This window comes from Anderseniella sp. Alg231-50 (assembly GCF_900149695.1).
Taxonomy (GTDB): Bacteria; Pseudomonadota; Alphaproteobacteria; order Rhizobiales; family Aestuariivirgaceae; genus Anderseniella.
Genome location: NZ_LT703004.1, coordinates 443,997 through 465,793, shown reverse-complemented (window position 1 = coordinate 465,793; position 21,797 = coordinate 443,997). Strand labels below are relative to the sequence as shown.

Annotated in this window: 25 protein-coding genes; 6 read left to right on the top strand and 19 right to left on the bottom strand. The window is 57.0% G+C overall.

Annotated elements, in window-relative coordinates; genetic code table 11:
• Nucleotides 1-16: 16 nt before the first annotated feature.
• From DHN55_RS14845 to DHN55_RS14820, 6 genes are all read right to left on the bottom strand, one after another.
• Nucleotides 17-787 carry an arginase family protein gene (locus DHN55_RS14845; RefSeq protein WP_108882253.1) on the bottom strand — a complete coding sequence of 257 codons (771 nt, stop codon included), beginning with the start codon at nucleotides 785-787 and terminating at the stop codon, nucleotides 17-19.
• Nucleotides 788-1,174: 387 nt separating this feature from the next.
• The gene (locus DHN55_RS14840) at nucleotides 1,175-1,516 is read right to left on the bottom strand and encodes a hypothetical protein (protein ID WP_108882252.1); all 342 of its coding nucleotides are present in this window, start codon (nucleotides 1,514-1,516) and stop codon (nucleotides 1,175-1,177) included.
• Nucleotides 1,517-1,592: 76 nt separating this feature from the next.
• Nucleotides 1,593-2,051 (bottom strand): hypothetical protein, encoded by a 459-nt coding sequence (locus DHN55_RS14835; RefSeq protein WP_337660347.1) that lies wholly within the window; start codon nucleotides 2,049-2,051, stop codon nucleotides 1,593-1,595.
• Between the two features lie 108 nt (nucleotides 2,052-2,159).
• Nucleotides 2,160-2,516, bottom strand: a complete 357-nt coding sequence (locus DHN55_RS14830; RefSeq protein ID WP_108882251.1) for a c-type cytochrome — start codon at nucleotides 2,514-2,516, stop codon at nucleotides 2,160-2,162.
• Nucleotides 2,517-2,573: 57 nt separating this feature from the next.
• Nucleotides 2,574-3,356, bottom strand: a complete 783-nt coding sequence (locus DHN55_RS14825; protein WP_108882250.1) for a 3-oxoacyl-ACP reductase FabG — start codon at nucleotides 3,354-3,356, stop codon at nucleotides 2,574-2,576.
• 26 nt (nucleotides 3,357-3,382) lie between these two features.
• A complete protein-coding gene (locus DHN55_RS14820) occupies nucleotides 3,383-4,318 on the bottom strand; it encodes a 3-keto-5-aminohexanoate cleavage protein (protein WP_108882249.1) in 936 nt (311 codons plus the stop codon).
• A 178-nt stretch (nucleotides 4,319-4,496) separates the two neighbouring features.
• Here DHN55_RS14820 and DHN55_RS14815 point away from each other — a divergent pair, with 178 nt between their 5' ends.
• The 3 genes from DHN55_RS14815 (at nucleotide 4,497) to DHN55_RS14805 (ending at nucleotide 6,561) form a co-directional block, all read left to right on the top strand.
• Entirely contained in the window at nucleotides 4,497-4,784 is a 288-nt protein-coding gene (locus DHN55_RS14815) for a hypothetical protein (RefSeq protein WP_337660346.1), read from the top strand.
• A 78-nt stretch (nucleotides 4,785-4,862) separates the two neighbouring features.
• Nucleotides 4,863-6,062, top strand: coding sequence for a type III polyketide synthase (locus DHN55_RS14810; protein WP_337660345.1), 1,200 nt, complete (start codon nucleotides 4,863-4,865; stop codon nucleotides 6,060-6,062).
• Nucleotide 6,063: 1 nt separating this feature from the next.
• The gene (locus DHN55_RS14805; protein ID WP_108882246.1) at nucleotides 6,064-6,561 is read left to right on the top strand and encodes an isoprenylcysteine carboxylmethyltransferase family protein; all 498 of its coding nucleotides are present in this window, start codon (nucleotides 6,064-6,066) and stop codon (nucleotides 6,559-6,561) included.
• Between the two features lie 19 nt (nucleotides 6,562-6,580).
• Here the strand turns inward: DHN55_RS14805 and DHN55_RS14800 are convergent, their stop codons facing one another.
• The 6 genes from DHN55_RS14800 to DHN55_RS14775 form a co-directional block, all read right to left on the bottom strand.
• A complete protein-coding gene (locus tag DHN55_RS14800; RefSeq protein ID WP_108882535.1) occupies nucleotides 6,581-8,056 on the bottom strand; it encodes a DHA2 family efflux MFS transporter permease subunit in 1,476 nt (491 codons plus the stop codon).
• 303 nt (nucleotides 8,057-8,359) lie between these two features.
• A complete protein-coding gene (locus DHN55_RS14795) occupies nucleotides 8,360-8,629 on the bottom strand; it encodes an usg protein (RefSeq protein ID WP_108882245.1) in 270 nt (89 codons plus the stop codon).
• 156 nt (nucleotides 8,630-8,785) lie between these two features.
• Nucleotides 8,786-10,147, bottom strand: a complete 1,362-nt coding sequence (locus tag DHN55_RS14790; RefSeq protein ID WP_108882244.1) for a TRAP transporter large permease subunit — start codon at nucleotides 10,145-10,147, stop codon at nucleotides 8,786-8,788.
• Nucleotide 10,148: 1 nt separating this feature from the next.
• Nucleotides 10,149-10,751: a TRAP transporter small permease subunit gene (locus DHN55_RS14785; protein ID WP_108882243.1), complete on the bottom strand. Its 603-nt coding sequence runs from the start codon at nucleotides 10,749-10,751 to the stop codon at nucleotides 10,149-10,151.
• Between the two features lie 95 nt (nucleotides 10,752-10,846).
• The gene (locus DHN55_RS14780) at nucleotides 10,847-11,944 is read right to left on the bottom strand and encodes a TRAP transporter substrate-binding protein (protein WP_337660343.1); all 1,098 of its coding nucleotides are present in this window, start codon (nucleotides 11,942-11,944) and stop codon (nucleotides 10,847-10,849) included.
• A 68-nt stretch (nucleotides 11,945-12,012) separates the two neighbouring features.
• Nucleotides 12,013-13,182, bottom strand: coding sequence for an iron-containing alcohol dehydrogenase (locus tag DHN55_RS14775; protein WP_108882242.1), 1,170 nt, complete (start codon nucleotides 13,180-13,182; stop codon nucleotides 12,013-12,015).
• Between the two features lie 173 nt (nucleotides 13,183-13,355).
• On the opposite strand from DHN55_RS14775, the gene DHN55_RS14770 reads away from it, so the two are divergent.
• Nucleotides 13,356-14,852 (top strand): CoA-acylating methylmalonate-semialdehyde dehydrogenase, encoded by a 1,497-nt coding sequence (locus tag DHN55_RS14770; RefSeq protein ID WP_108882241.1) that lies wholly within the window; start codon nucleotides 13,356-13,358, stop codon nucleotides 14,850-14,852.
• A gap of 318 nt (nucleotides 14,853-15,170) precedes the next feature.
• A complete protein-coding gene (locus DHN55_RS22390; protein WP_337660342.1) occupies nucleotides 15,171-15,707 on the top strand; it encodes an IclR family transcriptional regulator in 537 nt (178 codons plus the stop codon).
• Between the two features lie 31 nt (nucleotides 15,708-15,738).
• Here DHN55_RS22390 and DHN55_RS14760 read toward each other — a convergent pair whose 3' ends face one another.
• Both DHN55_RS14760 and DHN55_RS14755 read right to left on the bottom strand, forming a co-directional pair.
• A complete protein-coding gene (locus tag DHN55_RS14760) occupies nucleotides 15,739-16,137 on the bottom strand; it encodes a RidA family protein (protein ID WP_337660341.1) in 399 nt (132 codons plus the stop codon).
• 160 nt (nucleotides 16,138-16,297) lie between these two features.
• Nucleotides 16,298-17,194 carry a LysR substrate-binding domain-containing protein gene (locus DHN55_RS14755; RefSeq protein WP_108882238.1) on the bottom strand — a complete coding sequence of 299 codons (897 nt, stop codon included), beginning with the start codon at nucleotides 17,192-17,194 and terminating at the stop codon, nucleotides 16,298-16,300.
• A 394-nt stretch (nucleotides 17,195-17,588) separates the two neighbouring features.
• Between DHN55_RS14755 and DHN55_RS14750 the strand changes: the two genes are divergently transcribed.
• Nucleotides 17,589-18,257, top strand: a complete 669-nt coding sequence (locus DHN55_RS14750; protein ID WP_108882237.1) for an aspartate/glutamate racemase family protein — start codon at nucleotides 17,589-17,591, stop codon at nucleotides 18,255-18,257.
• 40 nt (nucleotides 18,258-18,297) lie between these two features.
• Here the strand turns inward: DHN55_RS14750 and DHN55_RS14745 are convergent, their stop codons facing one another.
• The 5 genes from DHN55_RS14745 to DHN55_RS14725 form a co-directional block, all read right to left on the bottom strand.
• The gene (locus DHN55_RS14745) at nucleotides 18,298-18,699 is read right to left on the bottom strand and encodes a GFA family protein (RefSeq protein ID WP_337660340.1); all 402 of its coding nucleotides are present in this window, start codon (nucleotides 18,697-18,699) and stop codon (nucleotides 18,298-18,300) included.
• Nucleotides 18,700-18,788: 89 nt separating this feature from the next.
• On the bottom strand, nucleotides 18,789-19,535 hold the full coding sequence (locus DHN55_RS14740) for an SDR family NAD(P)-dependent oxidoreductase (protein ID WP_108882236.1): 747 nt from the start codon (nucleotides 19,533-19,535) through the stop codon (nucleotides 18,789-18,791).
• Nucleotides 19,536-19,602: 67 nt separating this feature from the next.
• A complete protein-coding gene (locus tag DHN55_RS14735) occupies nucleotides 19,603-20,361 on the bottom strand; it encodes a DUF2182 domain-containing protein (RefSeq protein ID WP_337660339.1) in 759 nt (252 codons plus the stop codon).
• The gene (locus DHN55_RS14730; RefSeq protein WP_108882234.1) at nucleotides 20,348-21,052 is read right to left on the bottom strand and encodes a DUF899 family protein; all 705 of its coding nucleotides are present in this window, start codon (nucleotides 21,050-21,052) and stop codon (nucleotides 20,348-20,350) included. Before DHN55_RS14730 ends, DHN55_RS14735 begins: the two co-directional genes overlap by 14 nt.
• A 42-nt stretch (nucleotides 21,053-21,094) precedes the next feature.
• Nucleotides 21,095-21,775, bottom strand: coding sequence for a glutathione S-transferase N-terminal domain-containing protein (locus DHN55_RS14725; protein WP_108882233.1), 681 nt, complete (start codon nucleotides 21,773-21,775; stop codon nucleotides 21,095-21,097).
• Nucleotides 21,776-21,797: the final 22 nt, after the last annotated feature.

The following is a 21,797-nucleotide window of genomic DNA, read 5'->3' as shown; positions in this document are numbered from 1 at the left end:
ATCTGGCGCGTGGTCCTTATCCCGGCTGCAATCCTTTCAGAGCATGATCCACCGCGTTGCGGGTCACGCCGTCGCTGTCCCTGGCAACATCCCAGCCCACAGTTGTCGAGATTGCCCCCACTCGGCCGGTCGCCAGCAACTGCTCCAGCGCATGCCGCATCGCTTCTGCCGACGGCCCGCCTTTAGCCGGGTACAGAAATGCCGGCGCTTCGTTCGCGTCGATGATATCGCTGTCGAAATGCACATAGAGCGGACCTTGCGGCAACGCGCCCGGATCAAGGTCATCAAGGCTGTCAATGAAAACGATTCCCGAACCCTCCACCAATGTGCGCTCACCGGGGTCGAGATCACGTCCGTCGCACAACACCACACGGCTGTCGTCAATGGGTGAAAGCTCCACCGCCTGCATCATGCGCTGGTCGCCGCGTCCTGTGAGCATGGCAAGCGGCATGCCGCCGAGGAAACCGGATGGTGTTGTGCCCCACGTGTTGAAATCACCGTGGGAATCCAGCCAGACCAGGGTGGGGTGCAGGCCGGTGCGTTCAAGCCCCGCCATCACTGGTATCGCCTGGCAGCAATCCCCCAGAATAGCGAAGGGTCTGTCTCCGCCGGCGACGACGCCAGAGACCGTCTCTGCCAGTTCCCGGTGAATGGGTGCAAGGCTGTCCGTCTGGTCGCCGCTGCCAGGCCCTGCCGCGATCACCCGGTCGCCGGGCCGGCTCATCGCGGCAACCGCGTCGGAACGGCGATCCAGGAACATCGGCGAGGCAATGCGAACGTCTTTCATGGCGGGCTCCTTCTTGTGCGGGTGGGAAAAGTACCGACTGTCCTAACTCACGACAATACTTGCCGCCGGAATTATCTTGCATTCCAGGGTGGCATACAGACCAAAGCGCGAGGTCTCCGCATGTGACCTGGCTCAGTGTCTTGTCGGATTGGCAGTTTACCAGCAGCCGTGGTGCCGTATGCAGCCTCGGTAGTCGCGGCCCCGACCCCATCTGACACGACAGCGGCGATGCCAGCGTTCGCAGCGGCCATACCTGCGCGGTGCCGCATACAGCGGTATGGTCCACCACGGAACAGCATACCAATAGCCGCGTTGGTAGTGGCGGTGGCGACCGCGCCGTTTTCGGTAGCGCCGCCCGCACATGCTTCAGGCCTGCGGCCGGACCACCTAGTTGCCGTCGGCTTTTTCAGCCAGCCATCTGGCCAGCACTTCGTGGTGGTTGTGCGGACAGCTGCCGTGGCTGTCCAGAAACACGGCCAGCGCGTTTACCGCGTCCTCGCCGGTACCTCGAAGGGAAAACCACTTGCGGGCGAGGTTCTCCGGCTTGTGGCACCGCGCGCAATAAGCTTCGTACGCCTCACCGGCAGCCACAACCTGCGACGGACTGAGGCAATCAATTGCCTGGGCTTTGTCTTGCGCTTCCGCCCCGGCACTTGCGAATACCACGAAGCAAATGATCGAAGCGGCGCAGCACACCGTGTTGCTCGATGAGCGCATGTCTGAATACATCTGCAAATGTCCTTGCAATGAGATGCACTTCCCGCGTTGAGATGCGATATTGCCGGTCTGGGGCATGAACCAGGTGTCACCCGATCCTGTCGGGCAATCCGCGTCCGTTGTTCCACCAGCGGTTGGGATTGTCGCTGTCCACGTTGTAATTTGCCCGGCTTGCCCAGTCTTCGCGAACGAAAATGACAGGTTCTTCATAGTGGTGGACATGCAGGATGGCGTCCATCACCTTCTCCAGAACAGCAAGGTCGCGCTCTATGGAAATCTTCAACTCAACTACCGGGTAGGTTTCGGTTGCCCCGGCTTCGAAGCCGTCGACATGGGTTGTCGTTGTTGATCCGGCTTCGGGCCGGGCGGTTTCCGCGCCGACGCCTGAAATGCTGGCGTTTCGCTGATAGCGCCCGAAACTCAGCGGGTGCACCTGCATGACCGCGTCCAGGATCCTGTCCGTATCTTGCGGCAGTGTTTGAACCTCCAGTGTCCAGACCGGAATCAGTTTACCGGACCGTGCGTTGTAGCTGGTGAGATCATTCATGTTACCTGCTTCCGTTTGCTGTCTCGCTGTACCGGCAGGCATGCTAGCAACCTGCTGCTGACAACCTGCTGTCAGCAGGCAGTAGAGCAAGTGCGGATCTACCGGGGGTCAGTCTCCCGGCCCGGCCAGACCTTTCATATAGGCAAGCATGTCGTTGATAGTGTCGATGCTGAGTTCGAACTGCGGCATTGCCGGATGGCCGGTAACAATCCCTTCCGCGAAGGCTTCAGCCAGGCTGTCGATGGGATAGCGATTGTGCAGTGTGCGAAAAGCAGGTGCCTCAGGCATATGGCTGTCGTCGTTCAGCCCGACCGCATGGCAGCGGGCACAATTGCTTTGTACAAACGCCTTGCCCTTTGCGGCATCTCCGTAGGATTGGCTGTGAGCGGGCGAACAGGTAAGCGCCAGCAACAAAATACTTGCTGCCAGGCTGGCGGGGGAGTGAAAACTGGTTTCTGTCTGCATTTTTGAAACGATAATGCATAAATCGTCAAACCGCCTTGATCAGTGTCAAACCAACGCTCAAAGCACCTCGACATTGCCGCAGATGCTGATGGCCTGGCCGGAGATGTTGGCTCCTAAAGATGAGCACAGGTACATCGCCTGGTTGGCGATATCCTGCGCGGTGACCATGCGGCGCAGGGATACCTTGTTGATGTATTCGTGCTCCATATCCTCATAGGACACACCGGTTGTCTCCGCGCGCGCGGCAATCACCTTTTCAATGCGTGGTCCCTCGACGATGCCGGGCAGCAAGGCGTTGACCCGGATGCCGTCGGGCCCCAGTTCGATGGCCAGACTCTTGATCAGGCCGATGATGGCCCATTTGCTTGCAGCATATGGCGTGCGCCAGGCATATCCGAGCCTGCCTGCCACCGAGGAGATGCCGATAATCGAAGCATTGGATGACTGTTTGAGCAATGGCACGGCAAGCCGCGCACAGTAGAACTGGCCGTTCAGGTTCACGTCGATGGTGTTGCGCCACGCTTGTGTGTCGAGTTCGTCGATGCCGCCGGTGGGCCCAGCAATGCCGGCATTGTTGATCAGCACGTCCAGTCCACCCAGGTGAGCATTGACATCTTCAAACAGCGTTGCGACCTGTTCTTCGTCGGAAACGTCGCAATGTGTGATGCCCCAGTCAGGAAAATTGCTGTTGCAGTCGGCCAGTGCCGCATCAGACACATCACACACATGCAAACGCGCGCCGGCCGCCGCAAAAGTCTCTGCGATGACCCGGCCAATACCGCCGGCGCCCGCCGTCACCAGCACGCGCAGACCCGGTTTCAACCCCATTGTTTCAGTCATTGATCTGTTCCGCACCGTTGAAGTTGTCAGAAACCAACCTGGTCGCCGCCTTTCAGGTCGAGCATTGCCCGCGCTTCGTCGGGTGTCGCGACATCAAGCGACAGGCCCTCCAGAACCTGGCGCATCTTGCTTACCTGGTCGGCATTGGATTTCGCCAGTTCGCCCGGTGCGATCCACAAGGAATCTTCCAGCCCGACACGCACATTGGCACCTTGTGCCGCTCCCATGGAGGCCAGCGGTATCTGGTTGCGTCCGGCTCCCAGGATCGACCAGCGATAGCTGTCTCCGAACAGTCGGTCAGCAGTGCGCTTCATGTGCATGAGGTCTTCCGGGTGTGCGCCGATGCCGCCGAGCAGACCAAATACCGACTGGATGAACAAGGGTGCCCGCGCCAGCCCCCGGTCGACGAAGTGCGCCAGGTTGTAGAGATGGGAAATATCGTAGCATTCGAACTCGAAGCGAGTGCCGTTGTCGTTACCGACCCGCAGGATGGTCTCGATGTCACTGAAGGTGTTCTTGAACACCAGGTCACGCGAGTTTTCCAGATGCGATCTTTCCCAGTCATGGGTAAAATCAGAAAACCGGTCGAGCATGGGAAAAAGGCCGAAGTTCATCGATCCCATATTCATGGACGCGACTTCCGGCTTGAACACAGCGGCCGGACGCATGCGCTCTTCAACCGTCATGTGCGGGCTGCCGCCGGTGGTGATGTTGATCACCGCTTTGCTGGACTGCTTGATGCGCGGCAGGAATTTCTCGAACACCGCCGGGTCCTGGGTGGGCCGACCGGTTTCCGGATCACGGGCATGCAGATGGATGATGGCGGCACCTGCTTCAGCAGCAGCGATGCCGGCTTCGGCTATCTCATCCGGCGTGACCGGCAGATGTGGTGACATGGATGGGGTGTGAATGGCACCTGTGACAGCACAGGTAATGATGACTTTGCGTTTTGGCTTTGCCATGGGGGGTAATGTTCCTGGTGCTCATGCGACGCAACGAAGATGATGATCATGCGTGGACCGCGGGTCAATGTCGGTGTTGTTTTAACTGGAAAACGGAGTGTATCCTGGGTGCGTCGTATCAGGTACGGCTTGTGCGATTGATTTGCAGATGGCAGGCGTGGAAATTCATAGCGCTCACATGAACGAAGAACAGCTTGAAAAGCTCAGACTGGGGCTGTGTATCGCTGTGCACCTTCGAGAGCAGGGCGGTGATGTTGATGCCGTGCTGGCATGCCTGCGCCATCACCAGTATTTCCAGTCGGATTGTATCGTGGTATTGCGGGAGATGGATGAAATCGACTTGGGTGAGGCAAAACGGATTGTGCTCCTAAGTCCGGTTTGGAGAGACAGGCTTAGCGAACATGAAACAATGGTGGATAAACTCCTCGGTGAGATTGAAGATGAGGGAATGGAGCTTGATGGGTGATTCTTGTCCCAGCACATTTTCAGCGTATTCTTTGCTTATAAATGCAGCCCGTTATCCTTCCTACAGCGGAGAAATCGCTTGGACGTAGTTTTAGCAGGTATGTCCACGGTTGTTCCTGACGCCAAATTGCCGCAAACCCTGGTTTTGGATTGGGCCCGCCGGACCCTGGGCAGCAGGTTTGCCCAGTTTGAGCGGATGTCCAAAGCATTCGACAATGCAGGCATTGAGTCGCGCTACGCCGTGGCTGACATGTCCTGGTTTGAAACCCCCAAGTCCTGGCCGGAACGAAATTCCGTGTACCTCGAAGGCGCCACCCAGCTTTTTGTCAGATCCGCCACCGGCGCGCTGGATGATGCGGGCTGGGACGCAGATGAGGTTGACGCGATCGTTACCGTGTCATCCACCGGCATCGCGACGCCCACACTGGAGGCCCGGGCCCATCTTGAGATGGGGTTTCGCGAGGATGTAACGCGCATACCGGTTTTCGGGCTGGGCTGTGCCGGCGGTGTTTCGGGCCTGGCAATCGCGCGGGACTTTGCTGCCGCCCATGAAGGTACAAAGGTTCTGCTGGTGGCGGTTGAAGCCTGCACAGTATCGTTTTGTGCGGGCATTCCGCGCAAGGCGGACATTATCGGCTCGGCCATTTTCGGCGACGGCGCTGCAGCGGTGTGCGTCACCAGCGAAAAACCCCGTCGCAATGGTCACAATGGACATAACGGCCACAATGGCCACGACAGCCTGAACGGAGCCAACGGTCACAACGGTGCCAACGGACACAACGGTGCCAACGGACACAACGGTGTCAACGGACACAATGGTCGAAAGGGTCACAACCTCCACAACGGCAACAGGATTGTCATCGGCAGGGGGTCTCAGAAGATGTGGCCGGACACATTGTCCATCATGGGTTGGGAAGTCGACGAGGACAGCCTTGGCGTCGTTTTCGACAAGTCAATTCCCACATTCACCGAGGACAACTTCTCCTCGGCAGTCAGTGGCGCGCTGGCAAAGCTCGGCAAGGACATCAGCGAAATTGACCGCTTTGTCTGCCATCCCGGCGGCACCAAGGTATTGCAGGCAATTGAACAGTGCCTGGAACTGCAGCCCGAAAGCCTGAACGAGGAGCGCGAGGTGTTGCGCAATTTCGGCAATATGTCGGCTCCCACGGTGCTGTTTGTCCTCAAGCAGGTGCTGGACAATGACCACACCGGCGACATGCTGATGTGCGCGCTCGGGCCGGGGTTCACAGCGTCATTTCTGCCGATAACAAGGGCGTAGAATGTCAATTTCCATTGCTGCCTTGTGCCTTCTGATCTTTCTTGTGATCCAGCGGTTGGGCGAATTGGTACTGGCGCGCCGAAACACTGCGAGGTTGCTGGCGAAAGGAGCCTATGAGGTAGGTGCCGAGCATTATCCCCTGATGATTGCCCTGCATGCGTCCTGGCTGGTGGCCCTGGTGTATTTCGGTATCGGCCAGCCGGTGTCGATTGGCTGGTTGGCAGTGTTTGCAGTGTTGCAGCTGCTGCGCGCCTGGATCATCTTCAGCCTTGGGGGCAGGTGGACAACGCGGATCATCGTGGTCAGTGATCCGCTGGTCACAAAGGGGCCGTTTGCCTGGGTCAAACACCCCAATTATCTGGTGGTGATTGCGGAAATGCTGACCGTGCCGATGATCCTGGGGCTGCCTGTCCTGGCGGCGGTTTTCTCGGCACTCAATGCTGCCATGCTGACCATCCGCATAAGCGCCGAAGAGGCCGCTATCAGGCGCTACAGGTGAATATCGATGGGGCCTGACCCTAGGGCGCCCGGTCGGTGCGGCGTACAAACGGAATGAGCAATACGCCAATCGCCGTCAGGGCGGCGACCATCGCCCAGGCATCGTTGATGGCCAGGGTAAGCCCGGCCTTTTCCACCTGCGGGCGGATCATCTCGACGATGCTTTCCGGCGGCACAAACGCCACGGACGGAATTTCATGAACAGAGATGTCTGCAAACGCGGCCGCGTCCGGGTCCAGTTCTACGAGCCTGGTACCGATGTCTTTTGAATGCATCTCCACCCGTTGCCAGATCACCGTGTCAATCAGGGCAACGCCAATTGCCCCGCCAAGGTTGCGCATCAGATTGAACAGGGCGCTGCCGTCGGGAACCTTGCTCTCGGCGAGCAGGCCAAGTGCGATACGGGTCGGCGGCAGCAGGCAGAACATGATGGCGCAGCCGCGCACCACCTGCGGCCAGAACATGCCGTCGAAATCCGTCGCTGCCGTCTGGAAGAAGCTCCAGCCAAGCCCGGCTGCAAAACACAAGAATCCGCCCGCCGTTAGAATTCGCGCATCGACGCGTTGTTCCAGCTGGACCGCGACAGGAGCTGCGAGCAACTGGGCGACGCCGGTCACCAGCATCACCAGCCCGATGTCCAGCGGTCCGTGCCCGCGCACCAGTCCCAGAAACACCGGCATCAGGTAAACCGAACCGAACAGTCCCATGCCGAAGATGAAACTGAGTGCACAGGCAATGGCGAAGTTGCGGTCGCGAAACAGGCCCAGGTCTGCAATCGGCAGATCACGGCGCAACGACCTGACGACAAAGCCTGCCAGCGATACAATGACCGTTGCCAGCAGGCCCAGGATCAGCAGCGAGGTCCAGCCCCTTTCCGGCGCTTCCTTGAGCGAAATTTCCAGCAATGCAAGGCCCAGTGCGAGGGCTGCAAGCCCGATCCAGTCCATGCGCCGCAGCAGCCTCAAATCGCCGGCGGCGCGGGGCAGCAACACCGCCGCTATGGCCACCGAGGCAATGCCGGGCAGCACGTTGACCAGGAACAGCCAGGGCCAGCTGTAAGTCTGGGTGATGTAGCCGCCGACGGTGGGACCAAGCGTCGGCGCCAGCACTGCCAACACACCTGCAATCGTCGTGGCAAGTCCCTGCTGGCGGACGGGGAACATCAGGAATACAGCCGAAAAAACCAGCGGGATCAGGCACCCGCCGGCCAGACCCTGCAGAATGCGGAAGACGATGAGGGTGGCAAAGTCCGGGCTGAACGCGCAGCCAATCGAGGCCAGGGTGAACAATGTGAGCGCGCCCAGAAAAAGCCGCCGCCCGGACAGTGCGCGCGACAACAATCCGGTCAGCGGTATCGCGATCACCTCGGCAATCAGATAAGCGGTCTGAATCCAGCTCATCCGGTCCGGAGAGATGTTGAGGGCATCGCGGATCGCCGGCAGGGATGTCGCCACAATCTGGATATCCAGGATGGCCATGAACATGCCGACGCACATGGCAGAAAACCCTGCCCAGGTTTGCCAACGCACGCGGTCGCCCAAAACCTCTGCCTGCGCGGTTGTCACTTTGTGGTAGCTGAAGGTGCCGTCAGGCCCTGTAGAGCAACGGGAGTAGGCATTGTGGTCACGGATTATACCCCTTCATGACGGATCGGTTTTCGGAAGTAGCGCATATTGCAACGGGCTTTTCCACACCCTTGTTGGCCCCGCATCCGATGATGCCTACATCAATTCGACAACCCGATGGCATCCGGGCCTCGTGACCCCGGAGCAAATTAGGTTGCTTGACCTCATGCTGGTCTAGTGTAACCGCCATTGCGCATCGACCTTGCGCAACTCGGCCGGACCGATGAGTTTTTTGTGTGCGACGCGAACTTCCGCCAACGGGCCGTCGAGGTTTTCAGTCCAGAAATCCAGAAACCGCACCAGCCGGGGAAAACGCGGCGCGAGATCGTATTCCTGCCAGACATAGCTTTGCAGCAGATTGCGATGATCCGGCATCCGATAGGTGATCTCGGCCGTGGTCAGACTCCAGCCGAGCAGTTGGCAGTGCAGTTGGTTTTCGAGCATGTGTTTCCTTTCACCCTGAAGCAGTCGTTCTTGCATCAGGCCATTGCGCCTGGGGCACGCCGGAACGACTCACTCAGTATATCTTGTGAAAAGAAAACAGCTATATTTTTCATATATTTAGCAGCGAACGTAAGCGAGTGCTAACAACTGCCGGACTCATGGTCCGTAAGCAACCGTTGGCAGCCAGGTTGCAAGTTTGGGGAAAGAAAACACAAGTGCAACACCGATCAGCTGAATTGTCATGAAAGGAATGATGCCTTTGTAGATGGTCATTGTGTCAATGCCTTTCGGCGCAACTCCCTTCATGTAGAACAGCGCAAAACCGACCGGCGGTGTAATGAATGACGTTTGCAGGCAGACAGCGAACAGAACGGCGAACCATACCAGGTCAACACCCAGACCGAGCAAAACCGGTGCCAGGAGCGGCAGGATAATCAGTGTGATTTCGATCCAGTCGAGGACGAAGCCCAGCAGAAAGGTGATAAGCAGCACAACAACCACGACACCACTGGGGCCGAACGGCAGAGCAGTCAGGCTATCTTCTATCAACGCGTCACCACCGAACCCGCGCAGCACAAGCGAGAATGCCGTGGCCCCGACAAACAGGGCGAAAATGTAAGAGGTCGTTTTCATCGTGCCCTGCAGGACTTCGTGCAATGCTGAAAATGACAACCGGCGGCGAAACAACGCGAGGAGTGTGGCACCAAGCGCACCGACGCCGGAGGCTTCGGTAGGTGTGGCGATGCCAAAGAAGATGCTGCCGAGAACAGCAACAATCAGGGTTGCAGGCGGGACCGTGGATTTCAAAACTCGCAGAACGAGACCAAACGATACGGGCTCGGCATTTTCAGGCGCTGGTGCAACTGTCGGCCGCAACCATGCATATATCAAAATGAAAGCGACGTAGAGGCCGCCAAGCATCAGTCCGGGCAACATCGCACCCATGAACAGGTCCCCGACAGAAACCCGGATCTGATCAGCCATCAGAACCAGCATGATTGACGGTGGTATCAGTATGCCCAACGTGCCGGTCGCGCAGACAACGCCACAAGCCAAGGATGCGTCATAGTTGTGCTTGAGCATCATCGGAACGCCCAGTATGGCGAGCAGCACAACGGATGCGCCGATAATGCCTGTCGATGCCGCCAGCAGCACACCGATCAGCACAACTGTAATTGCTATGCCGCCGTTGATCCGTCCAAACAGTTTGGCCAGATCCGTCATCAGGTCTTCGGCGATGCCGGACTTGTCCATCATGATTCCCATGAACACAAACATCGGCAATGCCACCAGAACCCAGTTGTTCATGACGGCGTAGATGCGCGCAACGACAATGGAACTGTAGCCCCAGTCAACACCAAAGAACGTATCGAGGTGACCGTCGGAAAACACCGAGATGGCCGTGAACAGCACGGCCAGTCCACCCATTATCCAGGCGACCGGATAGCCCGTGAAGATCAGCAGGACGAAGGAGACAAACAGGGCGATGGCCAGGTACTGGGCGGGGTCGGAGATCATCCTATGTCCCCTCGGACGGAGTTGCGGGCCCATTTACCAGTGTGTTCACGACCCGGATCAGCCGGGACAACCCAACCAGAAAGAGCAAGATGAAACTGAATGTCAGGCAGCCCTTGATGAGCCAGCGTGCAGGCAAACCGTTTGCCGACGTTGATGTTTCACCGGTTACCCAGGACAACTCCACAAACGGCAGCGACTGATAGAAAACGAAGCAGACAAAGGGCATGAAGAACACCAGCAGGCCAAACAGTTCCAGGCACATCTGAGCACGTGGCGACAGGCGTTCGTTGATGACATCAACCCTGACATGGCCGTCATGAATGAAGGTGTAGGACAATCCTGCCAACCAGGCGGCGGCATACAAATACCATTGCAGTTCTTCAAGTTCGATCATCCCCTGACTGAACACATACCGCAGGATGACGTTGCCGATGATAACGATGAGCAGGACGATCCACAGCCAGCTGAAGGCCTCGCCAATCAGTCCGACGATCCGATCGATGCTGCGCGAGAATGAGTTGTCGCGTAGATAGGGCGTGTCATGCTGCAACACATCCGCCGTGATCGAGGCTGCGTTCAGGTCGACATCTTCATTTTGCACCATGAGTTCCCCAAAATTAGCATCAATGCCGTTGCCAGGACTGCCTCACGATCGGTAAATCGTAAGGCAGTCCGTTTCAGGTTACACTTGTTTTCAGATTATTTGGAATCGCGGGGCAGGTAGCCCAGCTCTTTCCAGATCTGATAATCGGCGTGAAACGCCTTCTGCGATTCCCACACTTTCGCAAAGTTTGCGTCTTTGGCGGCTTCTTCTTTCATAATTGTCGCGGCTGTATTTTTCAGCTCTTCTATGACTTCATCCGGCAGTTTTGCGGCGGTTACACCTTTGCTGGGGAAGCTCTTGATCTGAGCGCCCTGCAGTGCTTCACCGGTGGTGAGCGCGCGCATGGTGGCAGCGGTACAGGCCATCTCGAACAACGCCTGGTCGGCCTTGCCCATGGCGTTCCATTTATCGAGATTGATCATGAGGTGAGTTGAGGTCGAGGGCTGATGCCAGCCCGGGAACAGGTTGTATTTGGCAATCTTGTAAAACCCGAGGATCTCGTCAATCGCGGGCATGGAGTATTCGGTGGCATCAAGCGTGCCTTTCTCCAGTGCTGCAAAAATCTCACCGCCGGCCATCAGTGTTGCGGAAGCTCCAACACGGTCAAGTACCATGCCGCCCAGGCCCGAGAACCGGATTTTCAAACCTTTCAGATCATCCAGGGTCTTGATGGGCTTGCGGAACCAACCGGCTGTTTCCGGTCCAATTGTGCTGCACAGCAACGGGTGAATGTTCTCTTTGTGATAGATTTCCTCGGCGAGTTTTGAGCCTTCGCCCTCGAACCACCAGGCCGCATATTCCCAGGGCTCCATGCCAAACGGTACCGCCGAGAACAGCACGGCCGCCGGAATACGGCCCTGATCATAAGCCATGTAGTTATAGGCTGCAGGCAGGTCACCCCGGCTGATTGACGGCGAAATCTCCAGCGGCGGCACTATCTTTCCCGGTTCAAAGACCTTCAGGTTGATGCGACCGTCTGTTGCTTCCTTGAGTGTTTTGGAAACTCGCGCAATCGGATCGCCAAGCGCTGGCCATCCGGTATTGAAAGTGGCTTGCACTTTCCAGTTTATTTTTTCCTGGGCGAGTGCCGGTGCCGGTGCTGTTGCCGCGACACCAAAGCAAAATGCGGACACCGCCGCGATGCCAAATGCTCTGCGTCCCATGCGCAAGGCCTTGCGTTTCAATGAGTTCATTTCACTTCCTCCTTGTTGATCCGTTCAACTACTGGTTCCACGGTTATGGAACTTCTGCTTTCAAGCCCTCAGGCCCATGCCTTTTGATAAAGGTCTGTTATTTCGTTCTGGTCGGCTATTTTGGGGTTGTTGCCGGGCGCGCCTGAGCGCACCGCGTCTTCGGCCATCTGGGCCATTGCAGCCTGATAGGCCGCTTCATCGATTCCGAACCTGGACAGTGTCGGGACTTCCAGCCGACGGTTGTATTCGTATAACCCCGCGACCAGTGCATCGCATGCCTGCATGTCATCGTCGTCGGCGCTGGCCAATCCAAGAACCCGCCCGCAGTCGGCATAACGTTGCGGGGCAGCTTGCCAGGAATAGTCTGTGATTGTCGGAAGCAGCATCGCGTTGCTCATGCCGTGAGGCACATGAAACAAGCTGCCCAATGGCCGGCTCATCGCGTGTACCAGGGCAATCGACGCATTCGAGAAAGCCAGCCCGCCAAATGTGGCCGCCAGCATCAATGCTTCGCGGGCGGGCATGTCTTTGGGATCATTGTATGCCTTTTCGACGTTGGCCGCGACGAGACGCATGCAGTCCAGGGCCATGCGATCAGAGTACAGCGTTGCCTTGCGGCTGACATAAGCTTCGATGGCATGAGTGAGGGTGTCGAGCGCGTTGTCTGCGATCAACCGCCTTGGTTTTGAAAGCGACAGTCCAAAGTCTACAATCGCCGCGCTCGGAACGAACCCCTCTCCGCGGCAGGATATCTTCTCACGGGTTGCATTGTGGATGATGACGGTGTGGTGGGTCACCTCCGATCCGGTGCCCGCGGTCGTGGGAATTGCGATCATTGGCAATCCCGATCCGTTGAACTGGCTGGGCGGACGGTAATCCTGAATGTCACGACTGTTCTTTGCCATCACGGCAATTGCCTTGCCGGCATCAAGTGGACTGCCACCGCCCAAACCGATCACACAGTCATGCTTTCCGTTCTCCAAAACATCAATACCGGCAAGCACCATTTCGTCAGTCGGGTCAGGAAGAATTTTGTCAAACACGTCTGAGGCCATACCGGCATCAGCAAGCAATTTCTGAACGCGACCTGCAATGCCGATATCGACCATGACCTTGTCTGTGACGATGAGTGGATTGTGCACCTTGCCGATTTTGCCGAGCAAGTTGGCGATGTCATTAACAGCACCGCTGCCAACATCCAGGTATCGCGGTGCGCATATCCCAACAGTGTCGCGCATCTGTTTTCCTCCTGCCAATCCAGAGCCGTCATTAAGCGCGGTTCCTTGAGACAGATACTATTTCAGCTTGATCCTCGCTGTCAATTAAGTGATAAGATAATTCTCATTTAAGAAATTTGACATCTGAGATGGCAAACTGAAAGTTGAATCTTTGCAACATACGGAGACCGTAAATGATTAAAATTGCTCATCTTATTGGCGGGGAGTCGGCATCGTCGGCAGACGCGAGAATTGGGCCCGTTTTCAATCCGGCTACCGGAGAACAGACGGCTGAGCTTGAACTTGCCGGCCGCGCCACGGTTGAAAATGCCATCATGCGGGCAGAAGCGGCGTTTGCTGAATGGTCGGCCCGAACACCGATCAACCGGGCCCGGATCATGTTCGCCTACAAGGAACTGATGCAGGCAAACATGGATGAACTTGCCGTCCTGGTCAGTCGCGAGCACGGCAAGACTATCGCCGATGCCAAGGGTTCAATCACGCGCGGCATTGAAATCATCGAGTTCGCGTGCGGTATTCCTCAATTGCTCAAGGGCGAGTTTTCGTCGAATGTCGGCACTGGTGTTGACAGTTTCAACCTGCGTCAACCGCTGGGCGTTTGCGCCGGAATCACACCGTTCAATTTTCCCGCAATGGTCCCCTTGTGGATGTATCCGGTGGCACTGGCTTGCGGCAACACATTCATTCTGAAGCCATCGGAAAAGACACCAAGTTGTCCGCTGCGCATGGCCGAGCTGGCCCATGAAGCAGGCGTGCCCAAGGACGTTCTTCAAGTGGTGAATGGTGATAAGGAAGCCGTCGATACACTGCTGCAGGATGATCGGGTAAAGGCGGTCAGCTTCGTCGGCTCGACGCCGATCGCAGAGTACATTTACCGCACCGGCACTGCCAACAACAAACGGGTGCAGGCACTTGGCGGCGCCAAGAACCACATGATCGTCATGCCGGACGCTGACATTCCGCAAGTGACTGATGCATTGATCGGATCAGCCTTTGGTTCAGCCGGCGAACGCTGCATGGCAATCTCCGTCGCGGTTTGCGTGGGCGAGGAAACGGCGAACAATGTTCGTGACGCAGTATCACAAGCGGCTTCAAAACTTCATGTCGGACCTTACACCGATAACGATTCCGATTTCGGTCCGCTCAGCAATCAGGCGCATATGACCAAAGTGCTGTCCTATATCGACACAGGGGTTTCGGAAGGGGCTGATCTCGTAACCGATGGCCGCAACCTGAAGCTGCAGGGCTATGAGGACGGCTACTTCGTCGGTCCATGTGTGTTTGACAATGTCACACCTGACATGACGATCTATAAGGAAGAGATTTTCGGACCGGTTTTGGGCATTGTGCGCAGTAACAGCTATGCTGACGCGCTATCTCTGGTGGACGAGCACGAACTTGGCAACGGGGCTGCGCTGTTCACCAATGATGGCGGTGTGTCCCGGCATTTCGTTGAACAAAGCAAGATTGGCATGGTTGGCGTAAACGTCCCGATCCCGGTGCCTGTTGCCTATCACAGCTTTGGCGGCTGGAAGCGATCGTTGTTTGGAGACCATCATATGCATGGGCCGGAAGGTATCCGCTTCTACACGAAATTGAAGACGGCCACCGTTGCATGGCCGGGTGGAAAACAAACCGGCCCGGAATTTTCCATTCCAACATTATCGTGATGGCTGGGTCACGCCGGCACGCAGTATTTACGTGCCGGCGCACAACTCAGAAATTGCCTTGCGTCCGGCAACGGAAATATCTTAGGTAGCATCGTGACTGAGCAAAAATCCACACGCAATTCCCCCAGGCGAATTCTCGAAATCATAGAAGCGATATGCGAGAATCCGGAGTCCGCGACGGCTTCCGGATTGTCGAAGGCGTTGAATATTCCTGCGCCCACGATTTACCGATGGCTCGACGCATTATGCGAAGAGCGCTTTATCGCAGCGCATGCTTCGGGACACTATATTCCGGGCGAGCGGTTCAGAAACCTGACATTGAACAGCCTGCGCTATGAACCCAGTGTCACTGTCAGGCGGTCCATTCTGCGTGATCTGTCAGAGAAATTGAAAGAGACGGTCAGCCTTGCAATACCGCAGGGCACCAAGCTCATCTATTTCGACCGTCTCGAGTCGCATTGGCCCTTTCAGGTCAATCTCAGGGTTGGTGACGCGTTGCCTCTTCATTGTTGCGCATCCGGAAAATTGTATCTTTCGACGATGGATACAGAAGCAGCGCTGGGGGTGTTTGACCGGATTGCCCACAAAGTGTCTGCGAGGAACACGATTGTCGAAGCAACCCGGTTCGAAGCCGAGCTCTATGATATCCGCTCGGCCGGGTATTCGCTGGACAACGAAGAATGGTTCGATGACATGGTCGGCGCATCAGTGCCTATATTCAGCGATTCCGGAGCCTTGGTGGCTTGCCTTTCAACGCACGCACTCGTGACGCGTAAACCGATCCAGACCTTGAGAGATGAAATCCCGTTTATGCAGAAAGCAGCGGGTGAATTGAAGTCAGTCTTGCTCGGCTAAGACCTGGCGAATTGCTGCAATGAGCAGGAGGTCAGATACCTGCCACAACCTCGATCTCCACCAGCAGTTCAGGGGCTGCCAGCGCCGCCACGACGAGGGTTGTTACCGCTGGTGGCTGGTCCGACCCCCACCGTGTATTGCGAATTTTGCCAAGGCTCGGCAGATCTTCGGCATTGGTCAGGTAGTAGGTCACCCGAAGCATGTCGGCCTGTGTCATGCCGGCATCGCTCAGCAGGGCTTCCACGTTGGCCATGGCCTGGTGGCACTGTTCATCAAAACTCTCCAGCGCCTTGCCGTCTGGCGCGACACCGATTTGCCCGGCCATGAAAAGCAGGCGTTCCGCCGCCGTTATTTCGACTGCATGGCTGTAGATTTTCTGGAAGGTTTGAGGGACTTTTCGAATTGTGTCCGGCGCCAGTCGCTTCAGCATAAACGTGGTTCCTACAGTTTTGCCGCGTCGTCGCGGCAGGCGATTTGATGACTGGTGCATCAGTGAAACATGCAGGGAGAAAGGACCAATCAAACTGCGCTCATTGGCATAAGCGACATTGAGGTCTGGAACGTCCAACAGCAGGCTCTATCAGCGTGTTCTACTGATTGAACTCGGCCACCTTGGTCTCCAGCCAGTGTCGAAACAGTTTTATTTTTGTGAGGTTCCGGCGACTTTCCGGATAGACCAGCCAGTAGCCCTGGCCATCGCTGCAGGTCAGGTCAAACGGCTGGTAAAGGCGCTTTTGTTCAATCTCGTCCCGGTAGAATGTGGGTGTGAGTATGCCGATCCCCTGGCCGGCAATGGCCGCATTTGCCTCCAGCACCTGCGAGCCGAACTGCAGGCCCGGTTGCGTGGCAAGGTTGGCGTCCGTCACGCCGGCCGCGTCAAACCATTGATGCCACCACGGGTCCGACGGTTCGATGATTGGCAGTTTCAGAAGGTCGGCAGGATGGCTGATACCGCCAGCCTTTTCTGCAAGCGCAGGGCTCAACATGGGAGTAAACTCCACCGGCACCAGCAAGTGGCTTTTCAGGCCGGGCCACTCGCCCTTGCCGGAGCGGATGGCGAGATCAAAACCCTCGGACGCGAAATCGACCAGAGACTGGTTGACTTCTACCCGCACCGCAACCGACGGATTGTCGATCTGGAAACACCCCAGGCGCTGGGCCAGAAAGTTGGTCGCAAACGTCGGGATGACGCTGATCACGAGTGTCTCTTCGGTACGGCCCCTGGCCTTGGAAAAGGCATCGCTGAGAATGTCCAGCGCATCGGTTGATTTTTGCGCAAACTGGGTGCCGATCTCCGAAAGTTCGACCCCGCGTGCGCGGCGCAGAAACAAGGCCGAGCCGACTCGCTCTTCCAGAACCTTGATCTGGTAACTCACCGCTGCCTGGGTCATGCCGAGTTCAGCGGCTGCGGTCGTGAAGTTTTGATGCCGGGCAGCGGCTTCAAACACTCTTATGGCAGCCAGTGGTGGCAGGTGCGATCGCGCCATTCATAAAATTCCCTTATGCCATCTCATTCGCGTTCAATTGGCGATATCCCTGCGACCAGTTCATCATTGTACCGAATAAATGTTCAATTCACAGGTTAATATGAGAAAAGTCAATATCGTCACTAGTGGTTTATCCCTGATTTTAGAGAAATACAACGAATGGCGCCGGGAACACAGAAAACGGCGTCTTGCAGATAGTAAATTGAAATTGGCAAGGTCCGCCAATTCCGAATTTCGGTATTGGTCAGGTTTCATGAAACAAGACATAGGGTTAACTGATGTGTATACACCGCGGAAAAAGTAATGTGGTCTAGCCGGAACATCATCTCTGCCGTCATTGATTTGTGCTAGGATTCGCTGAATTCGTTATGCCGCGCGAACATGAGGACTGGATATGCACATTGGCTTGATTGGCGGTATCGGACCTGCCGCGACGGATCTTTATTATCGTGGGCTTGTCGACTCGATGAAGGCACTCGACGCCGATCTTGAGATGACGATTGTCCATGCAGATGCTCCGACATTGGTACGGAACTTTGAGGCGAGGCAGGCGGAAGCCCAGGCTGCCATCTATCTCCGCCTGACCGAACGGCTGGTGGCAGCCGGTGCGGACACTGTCGCCATCACGTCAATTGGCGGCCACTTCTGCATTGAGGAATTTCGGCCTCTGTCGCCATTGCCGATTATTGATTTCATTTCGGAAATGGATCGCTATCTTGACCAGCAGACATTCAGGAAAGTCGGCCTGCTTGGTACCGATACGGTGATGGAGACACGGTTTTACGGCGGTATCAAATCAGTTGAGGTTCTGGCTCCGCCACCGGATGTTATCAGCAAAGTGCATCGCGCCTATGTGGGCATGGCGCTGGACGCCAAGGTCACCGACGAGCAGCGCGCTGTCGTGTTTGAGGCGGGCAGGGCGTTGTCCGAACAAGGCGCAGAAACCGTGCTGCTGGGCGGAACCGATCTGTTCCTTGCCTTTGACGATCATGAGCCGGGTTTCGACACGCTGGACTGCGCGACGGTTCATATCGATGCAATTGCGCGCATGGCGTGCAAGTAGCCCTGACGGGCCGGAGGGTTCGGTGTCGGCAAATACGGCTTTAGCCGGCCGTTCGGTCGATTTCCGCCTTCCACCATCTGGGTGCTGCAGCCTTGTAGCTGTGCTGCTTACCCGGAACCAGCAGCGACGGATCGTCAAATACTGCAATCGTCAGGGAAATCTTGTCATACCCGTCATCCAGCGCACAAATGCTGCTGCCGCATTTCGGGCAGAAGCCGCGTCGGGTCTTTTCAGACGATTGAAACGTTGACGGCTCGCCACCCGCACCCGTCCAGGCAGAATCTGCCAACGGAAACTCGACCCAGGCCACAGTGGGTGCGCCGGACCAGGCCTGGCACATGCGGCAGGAACACAGGTGCGGAAAGGACGGCTTGCCGGATGCTTCAAATCGGATGTGTCCGCACAGGCAGCCGCCTGAAAACATTTCGGGTTTTTTTGCCACGAGGCCCGCTCCCTTGGTGCTGGTCACGGTCACACTATTTTCCGGGCTCGGACAAAGTCAATCAAAACGGTCGCTGGTGTTGCATGAATTCAATCACACTCGACCATTCCGGTGCCGGTAATGGAAAATACCCTGGCGTCTCGTGGCCCTGATTGCCGGAGCAACTTCATGACATGAGCGCTGATCTTTGATGCTGTCAGCGGCTCATCCCATTGTTTCCTGAATTCGGTCAGGGACTTTCCCACAGCGGCCGAGTACGCCTCGACCGCAGCTTGCCCGAGGATACTGCCGTCTATGGGCTGGCTGGGGACAATTGAGTAGAAGGTGAGATCAAGGCCAAGAAGTTCAGCTTCTCTTTGGGCATAATCGGCCAGAAAATGCTGCATGCGTTTGGCTCCTGCATAACCGCCGGACAGTCTTGAACCGGCCAGCCCGGCACCGCTGGAAAAACTGACCACCACACCTCCCGAACGCATTGGCTGCGTCAGCGCAGCAGATGAAAATGCATGGGCAATCCTGGTGTCGACATTCCAGTTGCGACTGAACTCGGTCCATGTTTGCTCATGAAACGGCGCCATTTCCGGTTCAGCCCCGGCAGTCAGAACAAGCAGATCGGGATCCACGGCTTGCAGCAGGCTCGAAGCGGCCCCGTCTGTGGCCGCATCCATGCTGATCGTCTGCAATCCGGGGTCCCGTGCCTTCAGTTCATTGAGGGCCGTATCGGTTCTGGACACCACTATTGTCTCGGTTCCCTGATCGGCAATGGCCAGGGCGAGTTCTCGCCCGCAGCCGCGGCTGCCACCTACTATGAGGGCTTTTTCGAACGTTCTGTCCATGATGAGGGATCCTGTTGTGTGTGTTGTGTGGAGGAATATGTGCTGTCAGGCGGGACGTCCGTGGAATTCAGAAGACCAGCACCGTCGTACCGGCTGTGAGGCAGGTCAGGCCAATTGTGCGCCTGAAAGGTGTGGGGTCAGTCAGTGTTTTTTCAACTGAGACGATGACCGTCAGCAGGATGACCCAATAGACATTCATGACGCCGCCGACGAACAGCAGCAGCATCAGTGCAAATGACGATGAGAGGCAATTGATACCGTATCGAAAGCCGCCCAGGCGGCCGGGTGAAACTCTGGTAGCCCTGCGACAACTATCCAGGCTTTGCATTTTGAGCCCAGTGAACTGATAGATACCGGCAAGCACAAGCAACGCTGCGCTGAGCAGGTCGCTGATGCTCCACAATGTCATGCCGTGGACCAGTTCGTGCATCACGAACACAAACTGCAAGCCGGTTGCCGCAATTGAGTACACCAGCCAGGCAGCCGCATAGCCCAGCCCGAACCAGAGCAGTGTCGAGCTTGGTGTGGCGCCTTGCATTCCAGCCTTTGGAAAATGCCGCAATGTTCCCGGTATCATCATGGCCAGCATCATGGAGAACCACATGCCGACCATCGGCAGCGCCGAATAGAGCGACGGCGGACTGGCCATCGGCAACAGGTTGACCGGCGGTGGAAACTGCAGCGTCGACATGGACCAGACATCCATACCGGTGCCGGCGCCGGTCAGGAAATACACCCAGCAGGCAACAGCGAGCGCGATGACCAGCACCATGCCGGGCGGGGGTCGAAAACCTGACCGTTTGAGGCCGTCTTCAGTATTTGTCATGGTGTCGGACCCAGGCCATCGGATTGCCCTCGGCTGGTTCATTGCGACCGTTGGGTGTCATGTCGACATAGCAATACGCGGCGTTGGCGGCATCGAGGCCGCGGCCATAGGTGGAGTAGGTGTGGTAGATGGCGCCGGCATCATCTTTTGCAAACACGCTGGTGCCATGCGCCTCGTCCATGGGATAGAACGTGTTCTCCCGGAAGTTGTAGGTCACAGGGTTTTCGGGCTTGTGATCCGAACCGAAGCTGACATGGAAATCAGCATTGAAATCATTCGGATAGGAAGATACCCAGTCAAAACGCCAGCCCATGCGCTGCTTGAAGGGCATCAGCATGTGCATCGGCGCCCGTGAAATGGCGACGAACGCGATATCCCGTTCGTTGAGATGCGCTTCAAGACCATTGAAACTGTCGGCCCAGAACGAACAGCTCTTGCAGCCTTCCTCCCATTCCGGTCCGAACATGAAGTGATAGACAACCAGTTGCGATCTGTTCCCGAAGAGGTCGGCCAGTGTCTTGTTTCCGGCCTCTGCTTCAAAGACGTAGGACTTGTCGATTTTCACCCAGGGCAGCTCGCGCCGTGCTTCGGCAATGGCGTCCTGTTCGCGGGTGTGCAGCTTTTCCCGGGCCAGGAGTTTCCGCCGCGCCGCCAGCCACTCCCGGCGGGATGAAATCTTTGTCGGTTTCATGATCTGGTCCTTTCAGTGATTGTTTTGCAGCTCGCCAACAGGTCAGTTCCAGTGTGCCGGGCTGGTTGCCGCAACGCCCGGCAGCGCCTCGATGCGCACCTTCCAGGCGGCCAGCTGCGGGCAGGTTTGTTCGGGTGCTTCAAATCCGAGGCTGGTCATCATGTGATGTTTGGTTTCAAGTGCGCGCTGCAGCAGCCGGACTTCCGGGAACGCGACAGCATCCGCCGCGCTTGGAACACCGCCGGCCAGGTAGGGACGGCCATCGTTCAACAGGTCTTCCAGATAACGCTGTTCCGCATGCACAAGTTTGACGGCTGCGCGCAGGCTCTTGTGCTTTTCGGTTCCCCGGGCCGGCACGGCATCGTCACCGAAGAACACCTCAGACAGCAATTGCCGGTTGGCGTCACGCAGATAGTCACAGCATTCCATTGCAATCTGCCAGATTTCCGCAGCTTGGCCGGGTGTGTTGCCGAACAGCGGCTTGTCAGGGATTTCCCTGTCCAGCCACGCAAGAATTGCAATGGAGTCGCGTAAAACAACCCCGTCTGCTTCAACGACCGGGACGGTGTGCCGTGGATTGAGGGACAGAAACTCCGGCTTCCTGTGGTCCCTGTCTGCGAGGCTCAGATAATTGGTGTCCCAACTGAGGTCTTTGAATGCAAGCCCCAGCAGGACGCGCCAGCCGCGCGGCGATCCGCTGAATGTGTGTACTGTGATTGTCATGCCAATCCTTTCAAATCTTGTT

Excerpts from the sequence above, each read along its gene's own strand:
- DHN55_RS14835 (WP_337660347.1), bottom strand. The coding sequence starts at position 2,051 with ATGAATGATCTCACCAGCTACAACGCACGGTCCGGTAAACTGATTCCG.
- DHN55_RS14760 (WP_337660341.1), bottom strand. The coding sequence starts at position 16,137 with ATGCTGAAGCGACTGGCGCCGGACACAATTCGAAAAGTCCCTCAAACC.
- DHN55_RS14770 (WP_108882241.1), top strand. The coding sequence starts at position 13,356 with ATGATTAAAATTGCTCATCTTATTGGCGGGGAGTCGGCATCGTCGGCA.
- DHN55_RS14790 (WP_108882244.1), bottom strand. The coding sequence starts at position 10,147 with ATGATCTCCGACCCCGCCCAGTACCTGGCCATCGCCCTGTTTGTCTCC.
- DHN55_RS14785 (WP_108882243.1), bottom strand. The coding sequence starts at position 10,751 with ATGGTGCAAAATGAAGATGTCGACCTGAACGCAGCCTCGATCACGGCG.
- DHN55_RS14845 (WP_108882253.1), bottom strand. The coding sequence starts at position 787 with ATGAAAGACGTTCGCATTGCCTCGCCGATGTTCCTGGATCGCCGTTCC.
- DHN55_RS14800 (WP_108882535.1), bottom strand. The coding sequence starts at position 8,056 with ATGTGCGTCGGCATGTTCATGGCCATCCTGGATATCCAGATTGTGGCG.
- DHN55_RS14815 (WP_337660346.1), top strand. The coding sequence starts at position 4,497 with ATGAACGAAGAACAGCTTGAAAAGCTCAGACTGGGGCTGTGTATCGCT.
- DHN55_RS14780 (WP_337660343.1), bottom strand. The coding sequence starts at position 11,944 with ATGAACTCATTGAAACGCAAGGCCTTGCGCATGGGACGCAGAGCATTT.
- DHN55_RS14775 (WP_108882242.1), bottom strand. The coding sequence starts at position 13,182 with ATGCGCGACACTGTTGGGATATGCGCACCGCGATACCTGGATGTTGGC.
- DHN55_RS14750 (WP_108882237.1), top strand. The coding sequence starts at position 17,589 with ATGCACATTGGCTTGATTGGCGGTATCGGACCTGCCGCGACGGATCTT.
- DHN55_RS14795 (WP_108882245.1), bottom strand. The coding sequence starts at position 8,629 with ATGCTCGAAAACCAACTGCACTGCCAACTGCTCGGCTGGAGTCTGACC.
- DHN55_RS14725 (WP_108882233.1), bottom strand. The coding sequence starts at position 21,775 with ATGACAATCACAGTACACACATTCAGCGGATCGCCGCGCGGCTGGCGC.
- DHN55_RS14825 (WP_108882250.1), bottom strand. The coding sequence starts at position 3,356 with ATGACTGAAACAATGGGGTTGAAACCGGGTCTGCGCGTGCTGGTGACG.
- DHN55_RS14840 (WP_108882252.1), bottom strand. The coding sequence starts at position 1,516 with ATGTATTCAGACATGCGCTCATCGAGCAACACGGTGTGCTGCGCCGCT.
- DHN55_RS14740 (WP_108882236.1), bottom strand. The coding sequence starts at position 19,535 with ATGGACAGAACGTTCGAAAAAGCCCTCATAGTAGGTGGCAGCCGCGGC.
- DHN55_RS14820 (WP_108882249.1), bottom strand. The coding sequence starts at position 4,318 with ATGGCAAAGCCAAAACGCAAAGTCATCATTACCTGTGCTGTCACAGGT.
- DHN55_RS14805 (WP_108882246.1), top strand. The coding sequence starts at position 6,064 with ATGTCAATTTCCATTGCTGCCTTGTGCCTTCTGATCTTTCTTGTGATC.
- DHN55_RS14830 (WP_108882251.1), bottom strand. The coding sequence starts at position 2,516 with ATGCAGACAGAAACCAGTTTTCACTCCCCCGCCAGCCTGGCAGCAAGT.
- DHN55_RS14735 (WP_337660339.1), bottom strand. The coding sequence starts at position 20,361 with ATGACAAATACTGAAGACGGCCTCAAACGGTCAGGTTTTCGACCCCCG.
- DHN55_RS14755 (WP_108882238.1), bottom strand. The coding sequence starts at position 17,194 with ATGGCGCGATCGCACCTGCCACCACTGGCTGCCATAAGAGTGTTTGAA.
- DHN55_RS14730 (WP_108882234.1), bottom strand. The coding sequence starts at position 21,052 with ATGAAACCGACAAAGATTTCATCCCGCCGGGAGTGGCTGGCGGCGCGG.